The 21,717-nt window shown below is 33.4% G+C and carries 19 protein-coding genes; 1 reads left to right on the plus strand and 18 read right to left on the minus strand.

All coding sequences use genetic code 11. The features are described 5' to 3' along the window. Nucleotides 1-151: 151 nt before the first annotated feature. The 11 genes from sepF to SPJ17_RS04680 form a co-directional block, all read right to left on the minus strand. Complete coding sequence (gene sepF / locus SPJ17_RS04630) at nt 152-508, minus strand: cell division protein SepF (protein WP_321093124.1); 357 nt, start codon at nt 506-508, stop codon at nt 152-154. Next, nucleotides 508-3,753 (minus strand): SbcC/MukB-like Walker B domain-containing protein, encoded by a 3,246-nt coding sequence (locus SPJ17_RS04635; RefSeq protein WP_321093126.1) that lies wholly within the window; start codon nt 3,751-3,753, stop codon nt 508-510. Before SPJ17_RS04635 ends, sepF begins: the two co-directional genes overlap by 1 nt. A 1-nt stretch (nt 3,754) precedes the next feature. Further along, nucleotides 3,755-4,339: a DUF4194 domain-containing protein gene (locus SPJ17_RS04640; RefSeq protein ID WP_321093127.1), complete on the minus strand. Its 585-nt coding sequence runs from the start codon at nt 4,337-4,339 to the stop codon at nt 3,755-3,757. 10 nt (nt 4,340-4,349) lie between these two features. Next, nucleotides 4,350-5,771, minus strand: a complete 1,422-nt coding sequence (locus SPJ17_RS04645) for a Wadjet anti-phage system protein JetA family protein (protein WP_321093128.1) — start codon at nt 5,769-5,771, stop codon at nt 4,350-4,352. Between the two features lie 344 nt (nt 5,772-6,115). Continuing rightward, nucleotides 6,116-6,922 carry a hypothetical protein gene (locus tag SPJ17_RS04650; protein WP_321093130.1) on the minus strand — a complete coding sequence of 269 codons (807 nt, stop codon included), beginning with the start codon at nt 6,920-6,922 and terminating at the stop codon, nt 6,116-6,118. A 44-nt stretch (nt 6,923-6,966) separates the two neighbouring features. Beyond that, entirely contained in the window at nt 6,967-8,067 is a 1,101-nt protein-coding gene (ychF, locus tag SPJ17_RS04655) for a redox-regulated ATPase YchF (RefSeq protein WP_321093131.1), read from the minus strand. 19 nt (nt 8,068-8,086) lie between these two features. Then, nucleotides 8,087-8,617 (minus strand): inorganic diphosphatase, encoded by a 531-nt coding sequence (locus tag SPJ17_RS04660; RefSeq protein ID WP_321093133.1) that lies wholly within the window; start codon nt 8,615-8,617, stop codon nt 8,087-8,089. A 132-nt stretch (nt 8,618-8,749) separates the two neighbouring features. Continuing rightward, the gene (locus tag SPJ17_RS04665; RefSeq protein WP_321093135.1) at nt 8,750-10,444 is read right to left on the minus strand and encodes a phospho-sugar mutase; all 1,695 of its coding nucleotides are present in this window, start codon (nt 10,442-10,444) and stop codon (nt 8,750-8,752) included. Nucleotides 10,445-10,492: 48 nt separating this feature from the next. After that, nucleotides 10,493-11,851: a PFL family protein gene (locus SPJ17_RS04670; RefSeq protein ID WP_321093137.1), complete on the minus strand. Its 1,359-nt coding sequence runs from the start codon at nt 11,849-11,851 to the stop codon at nt 10,493-10,495. Nucleotides 11,852-11,861: 10 nt separating this feature from the next. Then, on the minus strand, nt 11,862-12,131 hold the full coding sequence (locus SPJ17_RS04675; RefSeq protein ID WP_321093138.1) for an ACT domain-containing protein: 270 nt from the start codon (nt 12,129-12,131) through the stop codon (nt 11,862-11,864). Between the two features lie 135 nt (nt 12,132-12,266). Further along, a complete protein-coding gene (locus SPJ17_RS04680; RefSeq protein WP_321093139.1) occupies nt 12,267-12,698 on the minus strand; it encodes a hypothetical protein in 432 nt (143 codons plus the stop codon). A 121-nt stretch (nt 12,699-12,819) separates the two neighbouring features. Here SPJ17_RS04680 and SPJ17_RS04685 point away from each other — a divergent pair, with 121 nt between their 5' ends. Then, on the plus strand, nt 12,820-14,118 hold the full coding sequence (locus SPJ17_RS04685; RefSeq protein WP_321093141.1) for an SLC13 family permease: 1,299 nt from the start codon (nt 12,820-12,822) through the stop codon (nt 14,116-14,118). A 41-nt stretch (nt 14,119-14,159) separates the two neighbouring features. On the opposite strand, the gene secA is transcribed toward SPJ17_RS04685, so the two are convergent. The 7 genes from secA to fmt form a co-directional block, all read right to left on the minus strand. Next, nucleotides 14,160-16,766 carry a preprotein translocase subunit SecA gene (gene secA / locus SPJ17_RS04690; protein ID WP_321093143.1) on the minus strand — a complete coding sequence of 869 codons (2,607 nt, stop codon included), beginning with the start codon at nt 16,764-16,766 and terminating at the stop codon, nt 14,160-14,162. 181 nt (nt 16,767-16,947) lie between these two features. Beyond that, on the minus strand, nt 16,948-17,478 hold the full coding sequence (gene raiA, locus SPJ17_RS04695) for a ribosome-associated translation inhibitor RaiA (RefSeq protein ID WP_321093144.1): 531 nt from the start codon (nt 17,476-17,478) through the stop codon (nt 16,948-16,950). 74 nt (nt 17,479-17,552) lie between these two features. After that, nucleotides 17,553-17,927, minus strand: coding sequence for a hypothetical protein (locus tag SPJ17_RS04700; RefSeq protein WP_321093146.1), 375 nt, complete (start codon nt 17,925-17,927; stop codon nt 17,553-17,555). A 75-nt stretch (nt 17,928-18,002) separates the two neighbouring features. Next, nucleotides 18,003-19,157 (minus strand): methionine adenosyltransferase, encoded by a 1,155-nt coding sequence (metK, locus tag SPJ17_RS04705; protein WP_321093147.1) that lies wholly within the window; start codon nt 19,155-19,157, stop codon nt 18,003-18,005. Then, nucleotides 19,157-19,402, minus strand: coding sequence for a TIGR03905 family TSCPD domain-containing protein (locus tag SPJ17_RS04710; RefSeq protein WP_321093148.1), 246 nt, complete (start codon nt 19,400-19,402; stop codon nt 19,157-19,159). The genes metK and SPJ17_RS04710 overlap by 1 nt, the downstream gene beginning before the upstream one ends. 8 nt (nt 19,403-19,410) lie before the next feature. After that, entirely contained in the window at nt 19,411-20,751 is a 1,341-nt protein-coding gene (locus SPJ17_RS04715; RefSeq protein WP_321093150.1) for a hypothetical protein, read from the minus strand. A gap of 42 nt (nt 20,752-20,793) precedes the next feature. Beyond that, nucleotides 20,794-21,714 (minus strand): methionyl-tRNA formyltransferase, encoded by a 921-nt coding sequence (gene fmt, locus SPJ17_RS04720; protein ID WP_321093152.1) that lies wholly within the window; start codon nt 21,712-21,714, stop codon nt 20,794-20,796. Nucleotides 21,715-21,717: the final 3 nt, after the last annotated feature.

The raw sequence follows: 21,717 nt of genomic DNA on the forward strand, positions 1-21,717 counted from the left end.
AAGCCTTGATTTAGAGTTACTGACATTTTATTCATCTTCTTTCTATCAGTTTATTTATTAAATTATAACCTGAATATCAAATAATTGAAATACTAAGGAGGAAAAAAAGAAAATTTGGCAAATTATTGCCAAATCTTCTGATTATTTAATCTTAATTTTCCTTTGGTAGGCTATCTACAAATTCCTTTAATGAGCCATCTAAGAATTCTTCTTTTCTAGCATATAGGAATGTAGATTCATTGATTCTTACAGCTCTTCCCTCAAGTGCGATTGCAGCACCTTGGAAGAATGCCATATATTTATCTGCTTGTTGTAAATCCATGCCATCAAAATTTAATACGAGTGGTGAACCAGATCTTAATGCCTCAAGTAGCTCCTTTGCGCGAGGATCATCATAATTCATCTTTTCCATAATGATTCTATCAGAGGCTCTACCAGATAAAGCTACCTCTTCGTCTAAATCTATATCCTGATATGGATTTTTTTTCCTTTTAAAGAATAAGCCCATTAGCGTAATGCACCTTCCTTATTTGTCATTGGTAAAACCTTAGCCTTTGTACCTTGACGTACCATGATTAAGGTTGTATCTGCATAATCCTGTAGAATATCCATTCTTTGTGGTGGGCAGGCAATAATTACCTGTAGTGGCATAGAATTGATGAAGCTCATCATCGCTCTCATACGGTTACCATCCATCTTATCGAATACCTCGTCGAACATTACAATACCAATAGGATCTCCACCAGAGAAGCCAATCTTTGTATAAACTCTTACGAAGGATGCAATAATTGCAACATAGAATGGAACCTGAGTTTCACCTCCGGATTTTTCCTTAAATACCTTAGAATAGGTCATAGATTCACCATCCTGGTTGATGATTCTAATATCGTAATCCATGTATGTACGGTAATCCGTAAATTTATTCATAGCACCATTAGAATTTAATTCATCCTGAGATAAGGATTCAAATAATTCACGAATCTGTTCATCATATTTATTTTGGAAATCATAGGTGAATAGACCTTGATTTAAATCTACAAGCTCGGATGTAACCATGTCATAGAATTGTGCATATTCACTTGATCTTGGGAAGATGAATTCATAGGAATCATTACCGAATCGAATATTCTTTAAGGTATCATTAATCTTTCCAATTTCTTGTTCAGCAGTTAAGATATTGTTTCTTAATTTAGCAATGAAGTCTTCCTTGAATACTACTTCAGCAGATTCTCTTGCACTTCTTACCTTATTTTCATAAGTAATTAGTTCACTCTTTTCAAGCTTATTTAATTCTACCATAAACTTATCAATTTCAGATAAACCAATCGTTAATGTAGAATTATATTTATTTACATAATTAAATTGCTTTGCAACTAAATTATCTACAAGTGTAGAATAGGATCCTTCCTCAGTTTCATACTTCTCCTTGTAGGATGCAAGTGCCTGCTTGAAGGATTGTCCTTCAATGATAGCATTATATTCTTGCTTAGCACGAGATTCAAAGGATACATTATCCTTAGCTAAATCCTTAAGCTCATTTGTTAGTGTATCAAGCTCACTATTCTTTTGGCTTACAGCCTCAAGTAATGCATTAATTCTAGTTCCAATAGAACCGATTTCCATGGATAAATCCATTTTCTTCTTTTCGATATTCTTAATGGATTGCTGTACCTTTTCATAATCGTCCTGAAGCTCAGATGGAGTAGCATTCTTAGCTCTCTTAGCCTGGCGAGTTAAATCCTCTAAGGCTGCCTGTTCCTTAACTAATTCTAATGCCTTATCTAAGTCCTCAAGCAATGGACGAATATCAATTTGATTTAATAATTCGATTTCCTTTGAAACCTTTTCTACCTGAGAATTGATTTCGGTATATTTTGCCTTAGCCTCCTCTGCCTTTTCAGCCCAAATAGAGGATGCCTTAGCTGCAGCATTCTTACCCATAAATGGCTTATCTACATTTGGATTTAAATCTGTAACAGTATATCCCGAATATAATAGGTGATCATTTGTAATAGATGTTTGATATTTTTCAAGCTCCATTGGATCATCACACATAATTACATTACCACAGGTGTAATTGATATACGCTCTTGCATCTGGATTATCCGATTCAATAATGGATGCTAAGGAATTCTTTTCAAATGTTTTAAATTTTTGAATCTGCTTTGTATTAACTAAACCGATACCATATAAATGATATCTATTTTTAATTCTTGAATAAATTTGTAAAGCCTGATCATAATATCTTGGTTCAACAATCATCATAAATCTTCTATTACGTAAGAAAATTTCAATGGTATCTGCCCATTTAGGGTCAACAATTTCACATAGCTCTGCAAAGATATGTACATTGATATCATAATTATAAATTCTCTTTAAGCCATCCTGGATTTCTTGACGAATCTGAACTAACTGAGGATTATAATTCATCTTATTTTGCTTTAAATCTCTTAATGCAACACTAATTTGATTAATCTCTTGGATGATTGCCTCAAGAGAGGAATCTAAGCTACCTAGCTTTTGGTTCTTCTTAGAAATTAAAGCTTGCATACGAGAATTGATATCTCTTAATCTTAATTTAGTTTCTTCAACAGCATTTACATTAATTAAGGATAAATTAATATTTGCAGCTTCATTATATAATTTCTCCTCAGATAGCTTTCTTAAAGCATTAATTATATCCTTGAAGTTTGAACTTCTCTTTAAGAATTGCTGCTGGTTTGCCTCTAAGGATGCAATATTTGCCTGCGTTTTTAATATTTCTCTATTGGTATATTCTTCTGCCTTAAAGGTGTCATCCGATGCAAGTAGATTATATAATTCTCTTGCACGCTCCTGTAGGGAAATGTTTTCTTGATCTAAGTCCTGTAATTCCTTTTGTTTACGAACTCTTAATTGCTCTTCCTTATCGATGAGCTTCTTTGCATCATTGATATCATTTCTTACAGATTCAACATCAAATAAATGCATTAAATATTCAATATATGCTTTATTCTCTTGAATCTTTAGGATTTCCTGATATACAAAATCAATTTCATGTAAATCTGCAATCTTACTTTGAATTAGCTTTAATGTAATTTCAAGCTCCTTATATGCACGAATGGATTCTTGAATTGCAGTTACATCGATTTCCTTTTCCTCAAGAATATTTTGATAAATAAATTCCTTAACATCTGCAATTGGCTTAAATGCTAATGCCTTAGGAATTAATCTATAGAAATCCTCATTGATGGAACCAAAGGCGTTTCTAAAGCCTCTTTTTGCTTCCTTCTTTGTTAAATAATATTCAAATAATGGATTATGCTTACGGAATTCAACAACACCATAAATGCTCTTCTCAGAAGAGATGAACATAGAATCATTGATAGGCTCATCACTTCTATAGAAGATCGTCTTAACTGGTGCCAAATCACCGAAAGCATCAATTACAGCACCAACGGTAAAATCAAGACCAGTTCTTTCGTCATGGAACTGTAGTGCGATATGACCAGAGACATCACCATTTCTTAGGTATTCTCTATCATCCATACCAAGCTTACATTTTACATAACCTCTTAAATCTCTCTTACCCTTTTCGTTTGCAGCTAGGTTGAATGCTGTATCACCTGCAGTAAGAACATAGGTAATGGCATCCATGATCGTAGATTTACCTGATGCGTTTGGACCTGTAAGTAATGTATTACCATTTAATTCAATTGTTTCGTTAGCAAGATAGTGCCAATTGATTAATCTAACCTTAACAAGCTTCTTCATCTTACTTTGCCTCCTCAGCTGCATTAATCTTATTGATCGTATTGAATACTTCGGTTATATCCTCTGTCTTAATTGCCATTAAAATGGTAGGAAGGATAACAAGCTTACAAGAGGATGTTGTAACATCACCTGTAATTTCAATAAGATTATAACGTCTAAGTAATCTTAAGGAGGAAACTAAATCTGTCTTATTTAGCTTCTTCTTAATTTCTAAATAATCATATTTTTCATGAATATCCGATACAGCACAAACGATATTTTCATTTAAGGATGTATCCTTCATCTTTTCATGATATAAAAGTCTTAAAATCAATAATACCAAGGTTTCATCTCTTCTAAGCTTTAAGGTATTGGCTGCAGATGCTCCAGATAGCATTACAGAGCCTGTAGGCATATCTAATGTAATCTCATAGCCTAGAATCTGGAAGAATTCATCAAATACCTCTTTATAGCTCATTAGGAAATAATAAGCTTCCTTATTATCCTTTTTATCTCTTGATAAGAATGTACAAGCAAGTAGCTTGTTTGCAGTGTCTTTAAATTGACCCTGCTGTGTAACTGTCATTTTTTCTAATGCGTCTAACATATTCTCTCTCCTACACTAATGTTTTCTTAATGATAAAATCTTTGATAATGAACTTTTCTGTTTCCACCTTAGTGTCATCTAAGATTTCAACAACATAGGATTTTTCAACGGATAATATAATAGAATATACAACCATCATAAATTCTGTTCTTGTACAATCATATCTTAAAATCTTTGATGCCTGGAATACACCATCAACTAAATTTGCATCTAAGAAGTTTGCAACCTCTTCTTCGTTATATGCTGTACGGAACTGAGATAGGAATTCTGGATTTAAATCAAAATCAAATCCAACATCATCTAATACCTGGTTGGCATTTCTTTGATATCCACCTCTTGGGGTATATAAGGATCCTTCCATGTTATAAACCTTAAGCTGTGGTAAGTTATATAAGCCATCAATAATTCTGATAGCTCTATCCTGCTTACCCTTTTTGTTTTGATCCTTAACAAATTTTAAGATTGTATTTAATTTACCAATGATGTTATCCTCTTCAGATAATAAGAATTTAATTTTACCAATGGTAGAATTGATATAATTTCTATTCTTATTATCGATTTCTGTAATGAAATCCTCAATCGCATTGAATGCATCAATAACCTCATCGATATTTCGGATTGCTTTACTAATGGCTTCTTCCTCTGTTTTCGTAACAGCAATATAGTTTTTCGATATAGCCTTAACAATCGTTTCATCGCTTTGATATTCCTCAAGTTTTGTTACAATGTTTAATCGATATCTATCGATATTATCAGAAACCTTTAGCTTAACATAGGATTTATCATATACCTCATTCTTGTATCGAATTAATCTTTCCATAAGGTCCTTAATCTCTGTATTGTCAATTACAGAAGTAATATATTCCTTCATTCTTGCATCTAGTCTTCTGATTGCACGAATTAATTGTCTCGTATTCGAGAATACTAAGGAGAAGGTAAGTGCATAATCGATATTATCCTGCTGATTCAAAAGTGTATATATGGAATAAATGTATCCTTGATATTGTGTTGGGTCAACATAATCATCTGGAAGCTCACTGTCCATTAAATCAATTTGTGGATATGCATTTAATAATGCTTCACAAATGGTTATCGCCACATCTGTGAAATTTAATATCTCGATATAATCATTTGTAACATCGACATAAATCCATCCACATTCTTCCATTCTTCTTAAAATGTAATTTGCAAGCTCACGCTTACTTTGAGGATTTGCTTCCTCATCCTCTTCATCCTCAATGTCATATAAATATTGAGAATTTGAATCTAAAAAATACGTTAGGTCATCTACTACGATTTTCTTCTCGATACCTAAGATTGTACCTGTTTCATATACCTTGAAAACCTGAAGGATGCTAGCTAAGTAAATTCTTTTATTTTTCGAAGATAATAACGAAAAGAAATTATCCTGGACCATATCAAATAAATCCATTTTCCATTCTCCCTTCTTTTTTAACCTATATTATATATTATAATATAATTATACTAAAACACCCTTATTTATGCAATAAAACCGCTTTCTTTTTTGACACTTTTTTTGACTTTTTTATAGAAAATTTCAAAAAAATTTACCTATCTAGTATTGAATATTTTTTCGAATAGTTTCGAAATTTTCGAAACACATTTTAATCCTTCGGATTAAGTCATTTTAACAAGTAGATTTTGTAATATTATACATTTTATTAAATAATTTGAATAAACGGATAAAAGATTTTTCTGCACGAGAAAAAAGCAGTCATGGTTTGACTGCTCAATGTTATTAAAAATCTATATCTTTTATAAAGAAATCTCTCTTATTTCATTATTTCTTTCATTGGTTGGGTCATAAGATAAAAATGAATATATAACACCTTCTTGAACAGATGCATAGACCTCTCCTTTATATTTATTTAAGTAAGAAAAAGCATTATATTCATGTGGATTGTTAGGAAAATCAATTGTAACTATATCTAGCTTGGCATGTGAATCAATATTATAATCTCCTGTAGAAATATTTTGAATATATCCATCTTCATCCCTAGTGATATCTTTTTCATCTATTTTAATTATTTCACAAGGATAATATGTAAATGAGCTTACCTCCTCATATACATCATATCCTGAATCGCAAGATCCGCCTTCGAAATTAAATGCATTTCTTAATTTGCCTTCTTTTTCATATCCAACGATAAGCCTAAAATAATCTCCAACAATATATTGGTTCATTATTATCTCTTCTTGATTAATCCAATCATCAGAGGTTCCTGCATTCTTTAAGCTTAAGCCCGGCATAATTAAGAAATAACCAGATGTATAAACACCTGTTCTTCCATCATATCCCCAAAACCTGGATTCTTCATAAAACTGAACAACAGGTATATCCATATTTTTACAATTTGAATATTTTTTAGATGTGGTAATTTCAGTACTTGATGTTTCTTTCACATTATCTAAAGTTTGACAAACGCATAATAGAAAAGGAATAGAAATTAAAGAAGCTAAGAAAATACTTTTTTCATATTCATTACCTCCATTATTAAATGGGACAGTTGTTTTATAAATTATAAATAAAATATTTAAAAATGAAATTATCGTTCTATCCACCTATATTATATATCAAAAAAAAGACAGCCCTTTTTTAGACCGTCTTAAACATTAAATTTAAATAGCATTACATCGCCATCTTGAACTAGATAATCCTTACCCTCTTGACGAACAAGACCAGCTTCCTTTGCTTTAAGCATAGAGCCTGATTGAATTAAATCATCATAAGAAACAGTTTCCGCACGAATGAAGCCACGCTGGAAATCAGAGTGAATAATACCTGCACATTCAGGTGCAAGCATACCCTTTCTAAAGGTCCATGCTCTACATTCATCAGGACCAGTTGTAAAATAGGTTGCATAGCCTAATAAATCATAGGTTGCACGAATAAGCTTATTTAAGCCTGGTTCTTCAACTCCATAATCCGCTAAGAACATTTCCTTTTCGTCATCCTCTAATACAGCAAGCTCAGATTCGATTTCTGCTGAAATTGCAATGCATTTCGCACCTGTTTTTTCTGCATAGGCCTTTAGCTTTTGATAATCCTTATCATCATCTTGGTTTGCAATATAATCCTCTTTTACGTTACCAACATACATAAATGGCTTTGCAGTTAATAATTGGTATCCAGATAGATATTTTTCTTCTTGCTCAGATAATTCTAATGTACGAACTGGCTTTTCTTCCATTAGACATGCTTCAATTCTCTTTAGGAATGCAAATTCAGCTGGAGCGTCATCCACCTTAGATTGAGCCTTTTTTTCAAGCTTTACAGCTCTTTTTTGAACAGAATCTAAATCCGCTAAAATTAATTCTAGATTGATGATTTCTGCATCTCTTACAGGATCTACCGTACCCTCAACATGGGTAACGTTAGAATCCTGGAAGCATCTTACAACCTCTAAGATTGCATCACAGTTCCTGATATTACCTAAAAATTGGTTACCTAAGCCTTCACCCTTAGATGCACCCTTAACTAAGCCTGCAATATCGGTGAATTCACATACTGCTGGAGTAGTCTTTTTAGGGTTATACATACTAGATAGAACATGTAGGCGCTCATCTGGTACATTTACCATACCTACATTAGGCTCAATGGTTGCGAATGGATAATTTGCAGCCAAAGCACCTGCCTTTGTAATTGCATTAAACAAAGTAGATTTACCAACATTAGGTAATCCTACTATACCTGCTGTTAAAGCCATTTTAATCTCTCCTTAAATATTAATTTAAATATAAATCATTATATGCATCAATAGATGCTTGAATAACTCTTTTAGCCTCGTCAACACCATCGATTTCTGTAACGAAGGTTGTCTTATTTTCAAGCTGCTTATAAACGATGAAGAAATGCTTAATTTCATCTAGGATATGAGGCGGAAGCTCACTAATATCGTTATATCCACTCATAGATGGGTCATTTACACATACAGAGATAATCTTTTCATCTGCAGCTTCCTCATCGATCATTTTTACTACGCCAATTGGCTTACAACGTACTAATACGAGTGGGTCAAATGGCTCATCACATAATACTAATACATCGAGTGGGTCCTTATCCTGAGAATAGGTTCTTGGAATAAATCCATAATTTGCTGGATAGTGTGTAGATGTATATAGAATACGGTCTAGAATAATCAAACCAGTTTCCTTATCAAGCTCATATTTCTTCTTGCTTCCCTTAGGGATTTCAATACATGCAATAAATTGATCCTTTGTAATACGATCATTATCAATATCATGCCATATAATCATTTTTGTTTCCCCCTTTTTTCATAAATTTTCTCTTTTTTCTTTTATATACTTGTATATAATAGCACAATTACAATATGAAATCAAAGCATATTGAAAAAAGAGAGTGTTTTCACTCTCAATTTTTTCGATAATCTATTTTATCATATTAACAATTTCAAGTACTTCCTTAGTTAATAGGGCAAGCTTTTCATCTGCTTCTTCATTTGAATTACCCTTAACACCATAGTAAACCTTTAGCTTAGGTTCTGTTCCTGATGGACGAAGTACAAACCACATATTATCATTTAGATAATATTTAATGACGTTCGATTGAGGAAGCTTAATTGTAGTATCTTTATCGGATACATAATCATAATGCATAGACTTATATACATCATCCTTAGCTAAAATCTTGAAATCTTTTAAGAAAATATTTGATTCACGGAAATAATTCATGATTCTTGAAATCTTTGCTGCACCCTCAAGACCCTTTAAGCTAATATTCGTAATACCTTCCTTGTAGTATCCATATTCCTTATAAATTTCTTGTAATGCATCATATAAATCCATACCCTTTTCACGGTAGTATGCAGCTGTCTCACAAAGCATTAAAATTGCTTGAATGGAATCCTTATCACGTACACAATCAGAAACTAAGCAGCCATAGGATTCCTCAAAGCCGAATACATAAGTACCACGGTGAGTAGTTTCCATTTCTCTTGCCTTTTCTCCGATAAACTTAAAGCCTGTTAATGTAATTTCAGTTTTTAAGCCATATTTTTCAGCAATGGCAATTGGAAGTGTTGAAGATACATTCGTAGTAAATAGGTAACCATCCGAAGGTAATGTGCCTAATTCCTTTCTTGTCTTACAAATATAATCAAATACTAATGCAGCAGTTTGGTTACCTGTAAATAGGATGTATTCTCCATCATGTAGAACAGCAATACCTAAACGGTCCGCATCTGGGTCAGTTGCAAGGACGATGGTCGCACCAATTTTCTTTGCAAGCTCTATAGCCTCATCGTATGCTTCCTTATTTTCTGGGTTAGAAGTCTTTACACCAGAGAAATTTGGGTCATTCGTCATTTGGCATGCAAGAGGTACAACATCATAGCCTTCAGATTGTAACACCTGTGGTGCAAATACCTGACCAGTACCATGAAGTGGAGTATAAACGAGCTTAAAATCCTTCTTTAGATTTGGTCTTAGGATGATCTTCTTTACATCCTTGATATATTTTTCATCAATTTCTTTTCCAATATAATAAATTAAATCATGATTTAGGGAATGCTCAATTGCAAAATAATCTTCAATTGCGTTGATTTCTTTAATAACCTGATCTGCCTTAGCAGGTACAAGCTGACAGCCTGTTTCATCATAAATCTTATAACCGTTATATTCCTTAGGGTTATGAGATGCAGTGATCATAATTCCACCAATACACTTGAAATTTCTTACTGCATAAGATAATTCAGGTGTAGGTCTTAAGGATTCAAATAAGAATACTCTAAAGCCTAAGCTAGATAAAACTTCTGCTGCAAATCTAGAAAATTCAACAGACTGATGACGGTTGTCATGAGCAATTGCAACACCCATAGATCTTGCAACAGGGGACTGTTTAAGTAAATATCTACCAAAGCCTAAGGTGGCTTTACCTACGATATAGATATTCATACGGTTTGTACCAGCACCTAAGATTCCTCTAAGTCCTCCAGTACCGAAGGCTAAATCTGTAGTAAATGCTTCCTTTAATGCTTGATCATCCATTGAATCAAGCTCAGCCTTTAAGGATGGTTCTAAATCCTTATAATTTTTCCATAAATTTGCTTTCTCTAAATAATCCATTTTCATTTTCCTCATTTTTTATTTTCTAGGGTTTCTTTCAAACCTTTATTAGTTCTTCAAGCTATTTAATGGTGCAGGAATATGTCCGCCTCTATTTATAAATACATTTGGCTTTAATTTTCTTATAGGCATAATAGGACCATATCCTAATAATCCACCAAAGTCTAAGGATTCATCATCCTTTTTACCGATGGCAGGAATAACTCTTACTGCTGTTGTTTTACAGTTGATCATACCAATTGCAGCCTCATCTGCAATTAGTGCAGAAATGACCTCAGCTGTAGTATCTCCAGGGATTACAATCATATCTAGTCCAACGGAGCAAACTGCAGTCATTGCCTCAAGCTTCTCAATACAAAGTGCACCACTTCTTGCTGCATCAATCATACCTTGGTCCTCAGATACAGGAATGAATGCGCCAGAAAGTCCACCAACTCTGGAGGATGCCATAACTCCACCCTTCTTTACTGCATCATTAAGCATGGCAAGACATGCGGTTGTACCAACACCACCGCACTGCTCAAGTCCAATCTCTTCTAATATATGAGCAACAGAATCACCAACTGCAGGAGTTGGAGCTAAGGATAAATCGACAATACCAAATTCAACGCCAAGCATCTTAGATGCCTCAACACCAACAAGCTGACCCATTCTTGTAACCTTGAATGCAGTCTTCTTAATGATATCTGCAATCTCTGAAATAGGAGCATCCTTAGGTGCTGCAGCAATAGCCGCACGAACAACTCCAGGTCCAGATACACCTACATTAATGACGCAATCTGCCTCACCAACGCCATGGAAGGCACCTGCCATAAATGGGTTATCCTCAACTGCATTACAGAAGACCACAAGTTTAGATGCACCAATGCATTCTCTATCCTTTGTAAGCTCTGCAGCCTCTCTAATCTTTTCTCCCATAATCTTTACAGCATCCAAATTGATACCTGCTCTTGTAGATCCTACATTCACACTTGAGCATACAACATCTGTTTCAGCAAGAGCTCTTGGAATAGATTCAATTAATTCTCTATCACCAGGAGCAAAGCCCTTTTGAACAAGTGCACTATATCCACCAATAAAGTTAACTCCGATTTCCTTAGCCACCTTATCTAGTGTTTTCGCATATTCGATAGGATCTCCACCGGATACACCAACTAACATTGAAATTGGTGTAACAGATACTCTTTTATTAATAATAGGGATACCATATTTTTTAGATATAGCCTCACCTGTCTTAACTAAATCCTTAGCATATTTATAAATCTTATCATAAACCTTTTGACAAGACTTCTTAATATCAGTATCCATACAATCAATTAGGGAAATACCCATAGTAATGGTTCTAACATCAAGATTTTGTTCTTGAATCATTTTTATGGTTTCTACAATTTCGCTCTTATTATTCATTATGTACTCCTTAGATACGATGCATTAGATTAAAAATATCTTCATGCATACAATGAATCTCAAGATTCTTCTCTTTTCCTAATTCTTGAATCTTATCAACAAATGAATTGAACTCAATGGTTAATTCATCAATGTTGATAATCATAAACATAGTAAAGTAATCATCGATAATGGTTTGGTTAACATCATCAATGTTTGCTTTAAATTCTGCACACTTAGTAGCAACAGATGCTAAAATACCTACAGAATCTTTACCAACCACGGATACAACAGCCTTCATTTTCTATACCTCGTTTGCTATTAAAGTCATTTTTGTAAAATACACAAAACTACGTTTATTTTACAATAAAAAAGGACAATAAAAAAGTTATACTTTCTCTTTGTCCTCTTTAAAACGTTTACATAAATTTTAATATTATATGGTAATCGATAATATTTGAAAATCATTCCATAAGAAATAAAAAACAATCGAACATACAAAGAATAAAACCGCTGTGAGTACAGGAAGTAAATATCTTACAACATTCACAAACATCTTATCACTTTTATGAATCTTCTTTCTTTGGAAGTAATCCAATACCTCATATAAAATGATGATAGGAACAGAAATAATGAATACATAGGAATAATCGATTCCTAAATTAATATTTACTCTAAAGGATCCATTCATTAATACTACACTCCAGGATAATCCTGCAAGTAAGACTAAATGAAGCAGGAAAATCAAACTTACAAATCTTTCTAGGATTTGATTCTTTTTCATAAAGAATAATACAGCATATCCTATAAAGGCTCCAATAGATAAGACATATAGAATTATTCCTAAAATAAATCCTAGATAAAGCATTTTGATCCCACCAATCGACATATAGATTCATTATATAATGATTTTTAAAAAATCTCAATTCATTGGCAGAAAAAAACTTGAAGTTTTATAACAAAGGTATATAATCTTTTGGGGTGCTAAAATGGTATATACATTAGTTATTTCTATAAGTGCCATAATTTTAATGTTCTTATGTATTTTAAAATTCCCAATTTTAAGAATTAAAAATATTACAATAGACACATTCTTTATGCCACTTTTATTTGCAGCAATATTGTTACTATTATTGCCTGGGTTTGATAGAAATCAATTCTTTCAAAGCTTAATATCAAGTAGTGATATTAATCCTTTAAAAATATTAATATTATTTATTTCTATATCCTTTATATCTATAGCACTAGATGAGGCTGGCTTCTTTAGATATATTGCATCTATATTCATAGAAAAATATAGAAAGAGTCAATATATGCTATTCTTTGTACTCTATGCACTAATATCTATAATAACTGTATTTACCTCAAATGATATTGTCATATTAACCTTTACCCCTTTTATTCTATATTTTTCTAAAAAAGGAAATATAAACCCTATTCCGTATTTAGTTATGGAATTCACTGCAGCAAATACCTGGAGTATGGTATTATCCATTGGTAATCCGACCAATATATACCTATCTACCCTATTTCATTTAGATTTCTTAGGATATTTCTTAAAAATGATTCTTCCTTCTATATTCACATCTATATTTAGTATATCTGTATTACTTCTTTTATTCCATAAAAGCTTATCTAAAAAAATCGAAGTATTCGATTTTGAAAAAGCCAAAATTGAAAATAAGCTTGTATGTATCCTTTCCCTCATTCATTTAGTTTTAACTACTATATTATTAGCTATATCCAATTACATTCATTTTGAAATGTGGATTATATGTCTATCCTTTGCAGCATCCTTATTATTATTCCTATTTAGCTATGGCTTAATTGCCAAAAAGAAAAGATATATTAAATCGACATTAAAAAGAGCACCTTATAGCTTAATACCATTTATATTATCTATGTATACGATCATTATGGCATTAAATGGATATGGTATATTTAATGAAATTGGAAATCTATTCCATAATACAAAGGAATCTATAGAGCCTTTATTGTATTTATACTCTTCTACATTATCCTGTAATATAGTAAATAATATTCCAATGACTATGATGTATTCCTCTATTCTATCTGGTACTTCCAATATGAAGCTTGTTTATGCAACCATTATGGGCTCTAATATTGGTGCACTTCTTACACCAGTAGGTGCACTTGCAGGTATTATGTGGATGAGAATATTAAAGGAAAATGGGATAAAATATACATTTATAGATTTTATGAAGAATGGATTCATCATTACATTCTTCTTACTTATATCCTGTGGTATATCCTTATTTATCCTATAGAAAAATCCCTCACCGAAATGTGAGGGATTTTTTTTATTCGATTACCTTCTTAATCCGTGACAGAATTTAAACTTCTTACCAGATCCACATGGACATGGTGCATTAGGACCTACATTGACAAATTTAGCATTTGGATTTGCTTCTTTTCTTACAGGTTGTTTACTATTTACAGTAGATAAATCCTGATTTGTTCTTAAGCCCTTTAGCTCATCCTTTGGCTCTTCAGCCTTTCTTGTTACACGAATTCTTGCATGCATTGCAGAAATTAGGATTTCTTCATTCATCTTAGCATTTAATCTCTTGAAACGCTCATATCCTTCACTTTGGTATAGCTCAAGTGGATTTGTTTGAGCATATTGCTGTAGATAAATACCCTGACGGAAGCCTTGCATATCATCGATATGCTCTCTCCAGTTTCTATCTAGAATTGGAAGAATGATTCTCTTAATAAATAGCATAATCTGCTTATCTAAAATAGCTGGGTCTTCCTTTTGTACTTCTTCTGGAATGAATTCCTTAAGATCCGCTTTAATCTTTTCTAATCGGTCGCTAAATTCCTTAACACATGCATCATAAATATAATTGATGATATCGGTATCCTCATCATATCCCTTAATTATATTTACATCGAGTAGAGGTGCACCAAATATTCTTTCATTGAATGTCTTTGTAAGCTTCTCATCATCAAATTCAGCCTCAGATTCCATGAACTGATTTACCTTATTTGTGATGGCAGATTTCATAATTTGCTTTAATAATTCTACTAGGTTTAAAGCCTTGACTACCTGCTGACGCTCAGCGTAGAAGGTTTCTCTTTGACGACGTACAACATCGTCATATTTTAATACGTTCTTACGTGAATCGTAGTTTAAGCCCTCAATCTTTGTTTGAGCCATAGTAACCATCTTCACTAGCATCTTAGATTCGATTGGCTTTGTTTCATCATCTTCGTTCATCATACGAACAATAGTGGCAAGTCTTGCCTTAAATGCATCTCCACCGAATCTTTGCATAAGCTCATCCTCGCAAGAAATGAAGAAGCAAGAATAGCCTGGGTCACCCTGACGACCAGATCTACCTCTTAGCTGGTTATCGATACGACGAGATTCGAATCTTTCTGTACCAAGTACGGCTAGTCCTCCAAGCTCCTTTACGCCCTCACCAAGCTTAATATCGGTACCACGTCCAGCCATGTTTGTAGAAATCGTAATTGCACCAAGCTCACCTGCATGAGCGATGATTTCTGCTTCTCTTGCATGGTTTTTCGCATTCAATACCTCATGGGCAAGGTTTTCCTTTACAAGCATTTTATGAACTAATTCTGATGTTTCAACGTTTGCAGTACCAACTAAGATTGGCTGTCCTTTTGCATGACGCTCCTTAATATCTTCAACTAACGCATTGAATTTATATTCTGGAGTTAAGAATAATTTATCTGGTGCATCAATTCTAATTACTGGACGGTTTGTTGGAATCTCAACAACATACATGTTGTAAATATCTCTAAATTCCTCTTCCTCTGTCTTTGCTGTACCGGTCATACCAGATAGCTTCTTATACATACGGAAGAAATTCTGATAGGTAATGGTTGCAACCGTGATGGTTTCCTTCTTGATTTCAACACCTTCCTTAGCCTCAAGTGCTTGGTGTAAGCCTTCACTAAATTGTCTTCCCTTTAGGATACGACCTGTAGACTGGTCAACAATTAATACCTCACTGGTTTCTCTATCTACAACATATTCTTTACCATCTGCAAAAATATATACCGCCTTTAAGGCATTGTTAATTCTATGAACTAAAGTATTATTTTCGATATCGTATAAGTTTTCAACATGGAAGAATCTTTCTGCCTTATCAACACCACTATTCGTTAATACAATGGTTCTAGATTCGATATCGATTTCATAATCCTCTTCCTTTAAAGCCTTAACAAAGGAATCCGCCTTTTCATATAATCCACCATCATCCTTTTGTGGACCAGAAATAATAAGTGGTGTTCTTGCATCATCAATTAAAATGGAGTCAACCTCATCGATGATACAGAAGTTTAAGCCCTTAAGCTGAGTAACCTCCTCCCAGTTTGGAACCATATTATCTCTTAGGTAGTCAAAGCCAAGCTCTGAGTTTGTTGTATAAACGATATCGCAATTATATACATCTCTTTTTTGCTGACGATCTAATTCTCTTAAATTTAATCCGACAGTTAAGCCTAAGAAACGATAAATATCACCAATGACACCCTCAGTTTCTCTTCCTGCTAGGTATTCGTTAACAGTAACGATATGAACGCTATCTCCAGTTAAAGCATTTAAATATGCAGGGAATACTCCAGTTAAGGTTTTACCTTCACCCGTTTTCATTTCTGCAATGTTACCACCATGAATCGCTGCAGCACCAATTAACTGTACCTCATAAGCCTTCATCCCTGTAACTCTATAGGCAGCCTCACGCACTACAGCATATGCCTCAACAAGTAAGTCATCCAGTGTCTTACCTTGCTTTAATAATTCCTTAAAATAAGGTGTTTTTGCCTTAAGCTCATCATCGGTAAGCTTTTGCATTTCACTATCGAGTGCTAAGATCTTTTTCGCAAGCTTAGCACATCTTTTCATTTCGTTATAACCAGAATCAAAAATCTTTAGTCCCATAACACAAAACTCCAAAATTGAATAATCTTGGAAATTCCTCTCTAAAATATCACTTTTATATAATACTATAAAAAATGTCAATTTTCAACAAAAACTGTAGAATCACAGAAACTTATATTTATTACATAAATATTATAAGAAAAGCCCTAGGGTAACCCTAGAGCTTATACCTAAACTTCCGTTATTTTGCTTCAGTTTCAAGAATTGCATAATCGCCATCTGCTCTTAAGTAGATAACGTTCGTTTTTCTTGTTTCCTTATCTAAGTAAACGAAGAAATCATGACCTAATAATTCCATTTGATCTAGTGCCTCTTCCGCTGTCATAGGCTCTAGGTCTAAATGCTTCTCTCTTGAAATTTTTGGTTCTTCAGCAGCCACAGCAACTAAAGAGGCATTCTTAATGCCCGTCTTTCCTAGCTTGTCCTTAACCTTATCATTGTAACGGCGAACCTGCTTCATTAGCTTGTCGATTGACCCGTCGATTGCTGCATAAAGATCAGCTTCAGTAACTTCAGCACGAAGTATGATATTCTTGGAAGGAATTGTAACCTCAACCTTATGGTATGTCTTATACACCTTACAAACAACTCTTGCAGTTACATCCTCATAATCAGGGATCATATCCTTAAGCTTTGCAAGCTTCTTTGCTGCATACTCCTTGTTTGCATCACTTGGTGAAAAGCCATTCTTTCCTACAACTTCTACCTTCATATATATCACTCCTTTTCTTGGTACTTTTATTATAGCATTTTATAAAAGCGTTTTCAATATATGGGGTTTTATTTTTATTTTATTAGAGAAAAGCATAATATGATGATATCACTTCTTACTAATTTTGATATAGCATCAAGCGCCTCTAAGGTATCATCAATAGATAAATCCACATGATTAAAAAAGAATAGCTCATAGCCCACCCTTTTATAATTTGCAATAAAGATTTTCGTATATTCATGAATAAATGCATTAAAGTCTATATAATATCTCTTTTTAAACATAGGTATGATAATACAATTATATTTATCTAATTGACAAGCCAAAAAGGATAAATCTATAGGATATTTTTTATAGCATTTATTACAAATATAAACCTCCTTCATATTGAATAAATCAAATAAGCCTCTTTTCATATAGAATGCTTCACCACATATTTTACATGTCATCTTATCGCCTCCATATAATAAATAGACAAAAAAGGCGAATTTTTTTCGAATTCGCCTAAAAATGATTAAAAAGGATTACTTTAATAAAGTCTTTAATTCATCAACCTTATCTAAATGCTCCCAAGGAAGATCAATATCGGTTCTACCAAAATGACCATAGGCAGCGGTTTGCTTATAGATAGGACGCTTTAAATCTAGAGTACGAATAATCCCCTTTGGAGTTAAATCGAAAATCTCTAAAATCTTATTTTGGATGAATTCCTCATCAACATTTGCAGTACCGAAGGTATCTACTAAAACAGAGGTTGGCTCCGCAACGCCAATGGCATAGGATAATTGAATTTGACACTTATCACATAATCCTGCAGCTACCACATTCTTAGCAATATATCTTGCCATATAGGATGCGCTTCTATCTACCTTAGATGGGTCCTTACCACTAAATGCTCCACCACCATGGCAAGCAGCTCCACCATAGGTATCTACAATAATTTTTCTTCCGGTTAGGCCTGAATCACCTGCTGGTCCACCAATGACGAATCTACCGGTTGGGTTGAATAGGAATTTTGTATCTTTATCTACTAAATTAGAAGGAATTACCTCATCTACAACATATTTCTTTATATCCTCTGCAAGCTTTGAAAGCTCTACTTCTGGGGAATGCTGTGTTGAAATTAATACAGTATCAATTCTTAGGATACTTCCATCATCATCATATTCAACAGTTACCTGGCTCTTTCCATCTGGTCTTAAATAAGAAAGAGTACCATTCTTTCTAACCTCTGTTAATTTATGGCATAGCTTGTGAGCTAAGGTAATCGCAAGAGGCATATATTCTTCTGTTTCCTTACATGCATAACCAAACATAATACCCTGATCTCCTGCACCCTGCTCATGGATAGAGGATTCATCTACACCCATTGCGATATCTGGGGATTGTGGGTCTATTGCAGTTAAAACTGCTAAATTATCGGCATCAAAGCCATATTTTCCTCTGACATAACCAATTTCAGTTACAGTATCTCTTACAATCTTTTGTACATCAACATAATGGTTTGTGGTGATTTCACCAAATACCATTACCATACCTGTTGTACAAATGGTTTCACATGCAACTCTACCATTTGGGTCGTTTTTTAATATATCATCCAAAATTGCATCACTAATTTGATCTGCAATTTTATCTGGATGTCCTTCTGTAACACTTTCTGATGTAAAAAATCTTTTCATTATAAATTCTCCTTTAATGCTTGGGCAAGCTGATCTGCACAGCTTGTAGATCTAGACCCACAAGTATTGCCCTCTAATATTTTAATAACCTTTTCGGCCTTCATTCCTTCAACAAGCTTTCCAATGGCCTTTAAATTACCATTGCATCCACCCATAAAGGATACATTGTGAACAATTCCATTATCATCAATATCGAAATGGATTTGGCGGGAGCAGACTCCCTTTGTCTTATACTCGTATTCCATATTATCTCCTACATTTCATCAAATATTTTTTCAAAATCCGAAGAATATCTTGTAAAACGGTCATATACCATTGGATCAAAATAAATCTTGAAGGATTTTTCCATATAAGCAATTGTGTTTTTATGATTATATGCTTTCTTATAAGGCTTAACGCTTCTCATAGAAACATATAAATCGCAAATTAAAATAATTTCAGATTCAAGCGCATTTTGAATCTCTCTTTCATGACGAATGAAAGTATCATCATCAGAACCCTCGAATGTTGCCCTTAGGATATCTTCTCCCTTCCTTTTTAGCTGAAGCCTTGAAATGAGCTTGCTACCTAATTCTGTTTGCTCACGTATCGCTAAAAACTTTTCCTCATCCGATTGAATATTTTGGAAGGAAAAATCTACCCTTTTATCGATATGAAGCCTAGAATAATTTACAACCTCATCACATTTTTCAGGGGATAAGGATAAGAGGGAGGAAAGCTTTTTAACCATTATAGCTAAAATATCCGCTTCCTTTTTTTCTTCTTCTGTAATCTTTTCGCTAGATAATGTAACATCAAAGATTTTCGTAACTACATTCGTGTAATCATCCTGAACCTTTCTTCTTTTTGCAAGCTCCTTTTTACGCTCATCCTGCATATAATTCGACATAGATACATAAATGTATAGGATAAGCATAAATCCTACAAGGAGGATGGTTCGGATTAAAATATCTCTAAATTCTGTACCACTAAAAACTCTTTTAATACCTTCCCAGATATTCTGATTACCAGCTACCTCAAGCATAGAATAGGTAATGGTAAAATGTAATATCGTCACAATGACAACAACCCAAATGAACATATTCTTAAGCATTTTCTTATTTTGATAGAATGCGGCAATCAGCAAGGCTATATAAATTAAAATGTAACCTGCTTCAGATAAATAATGCTCACCTTGAATATTTTCTACCTCACCATATTTTAATTTAACATAGACTAAAATAGAGGATAGAAGCATATAGAATGCGGCCAAATACATCGCCATGGTTTGGCTTAAAGTATCCTCAGGTCCTGTCTTTATTAATCTACCCAAAAAGTAGTTTACTAAAGCTGTAACGGGGAATAATAATACAGTTAATAGCCAATTGGAGGAATTCGTTGGGTCTCCAATGGATATAATCATAAAAATTAAGGTATAGATCATATTGATGACAAAGATAATATTTTTAATTACAATATTCTTTCTATATTGCACCATCTTATCATCTGTAATATCAATACCATTTTCAAATCCGAAATATTTTTGATAGAAGGTGTTGTTTCGGATTTTATTCTGTATTTTTGTTTTTAAGTTTTTCAGTTTTTTAAAAGCCAAAACATATCACCTCGCTTACAAATTTTATCATAAGTTAGATAATTATTCACTAAGAATAATATCACCTAGGACAAAAATCTTTTGTCCATTAGAAAAATCTATACCCTTGGTAATCTTTTTTCCTGGCATTAGGACTAAATCTAGGGAAATCGCACTATCTAAGGTCTTAAGGGTAATTCCCTTTTTGATGTTTAATACAGTACCTGGGACCTCACTCCCTAAATATTTAACCTCATGAGCTTTAAATATCTTAAGCTTCGTATCATGAACCTTCAAATAGGCCCCTGGTTCATCCGCAAGGCCTCTGATTTGATTAATGATTTCTTTTGAGGATTTATTTAATTTGATTTCTTCTTCTTCCATAGAAATATTAGCCGAATAGGTAGCTTTTGTATCATCCTGCAGAATACCTAAATTCTTACCATTATAAATATCTGGTAGGCTATCCAATAATAAATCTCTACCCATAATAGATAATTTATCAAATAGAATAGATGCAGTATCGCTATCCTCTATTTTATATTCTTCCATACTATAGATTTTACCACCATCGAGCTTTTTAGCCATTTCCATAATGGTAACACCAGTTATACTATCCCCTTCCATAAGACATCTTTGAATTGGGGCACCACCTCTATGCTTCGGAAGCAAAGATCCATGAACATTCACCTTAACCTTAAATAAATTTAAGATCTTAGATGGAATATACTGTCCATAGGCAGCGGTAATTAAGGTATCCGCATGAAGGGCTTCCATTTCATCAAAAATATCCTTAATAGATTCTGGCTGAATTAGGGGTAGACCTAATTCCTTAGCTAATCTTGCAACAGGAGTATCTAAAAATACTCCCTTCTTCTTTACTCTATTGGGTTGTGAAACGACAAGTGCGATTTCATAATGCTCGTGTAATCCTTTCAATATAGGTACAGCAAAGCTTGGCGTTCCTAAAAATACAATTTTCATATG

Origin of the sequence: Anaeroplasma sp. (assembly GCF_034179385.1) — a bacterium.
Classification (GTDB): domain Bacteria; phylum Bacillota_I; class Bacilli_A; order Acholeplasmatales; family Anaeroplasmataceae; genus Anaeroplasma.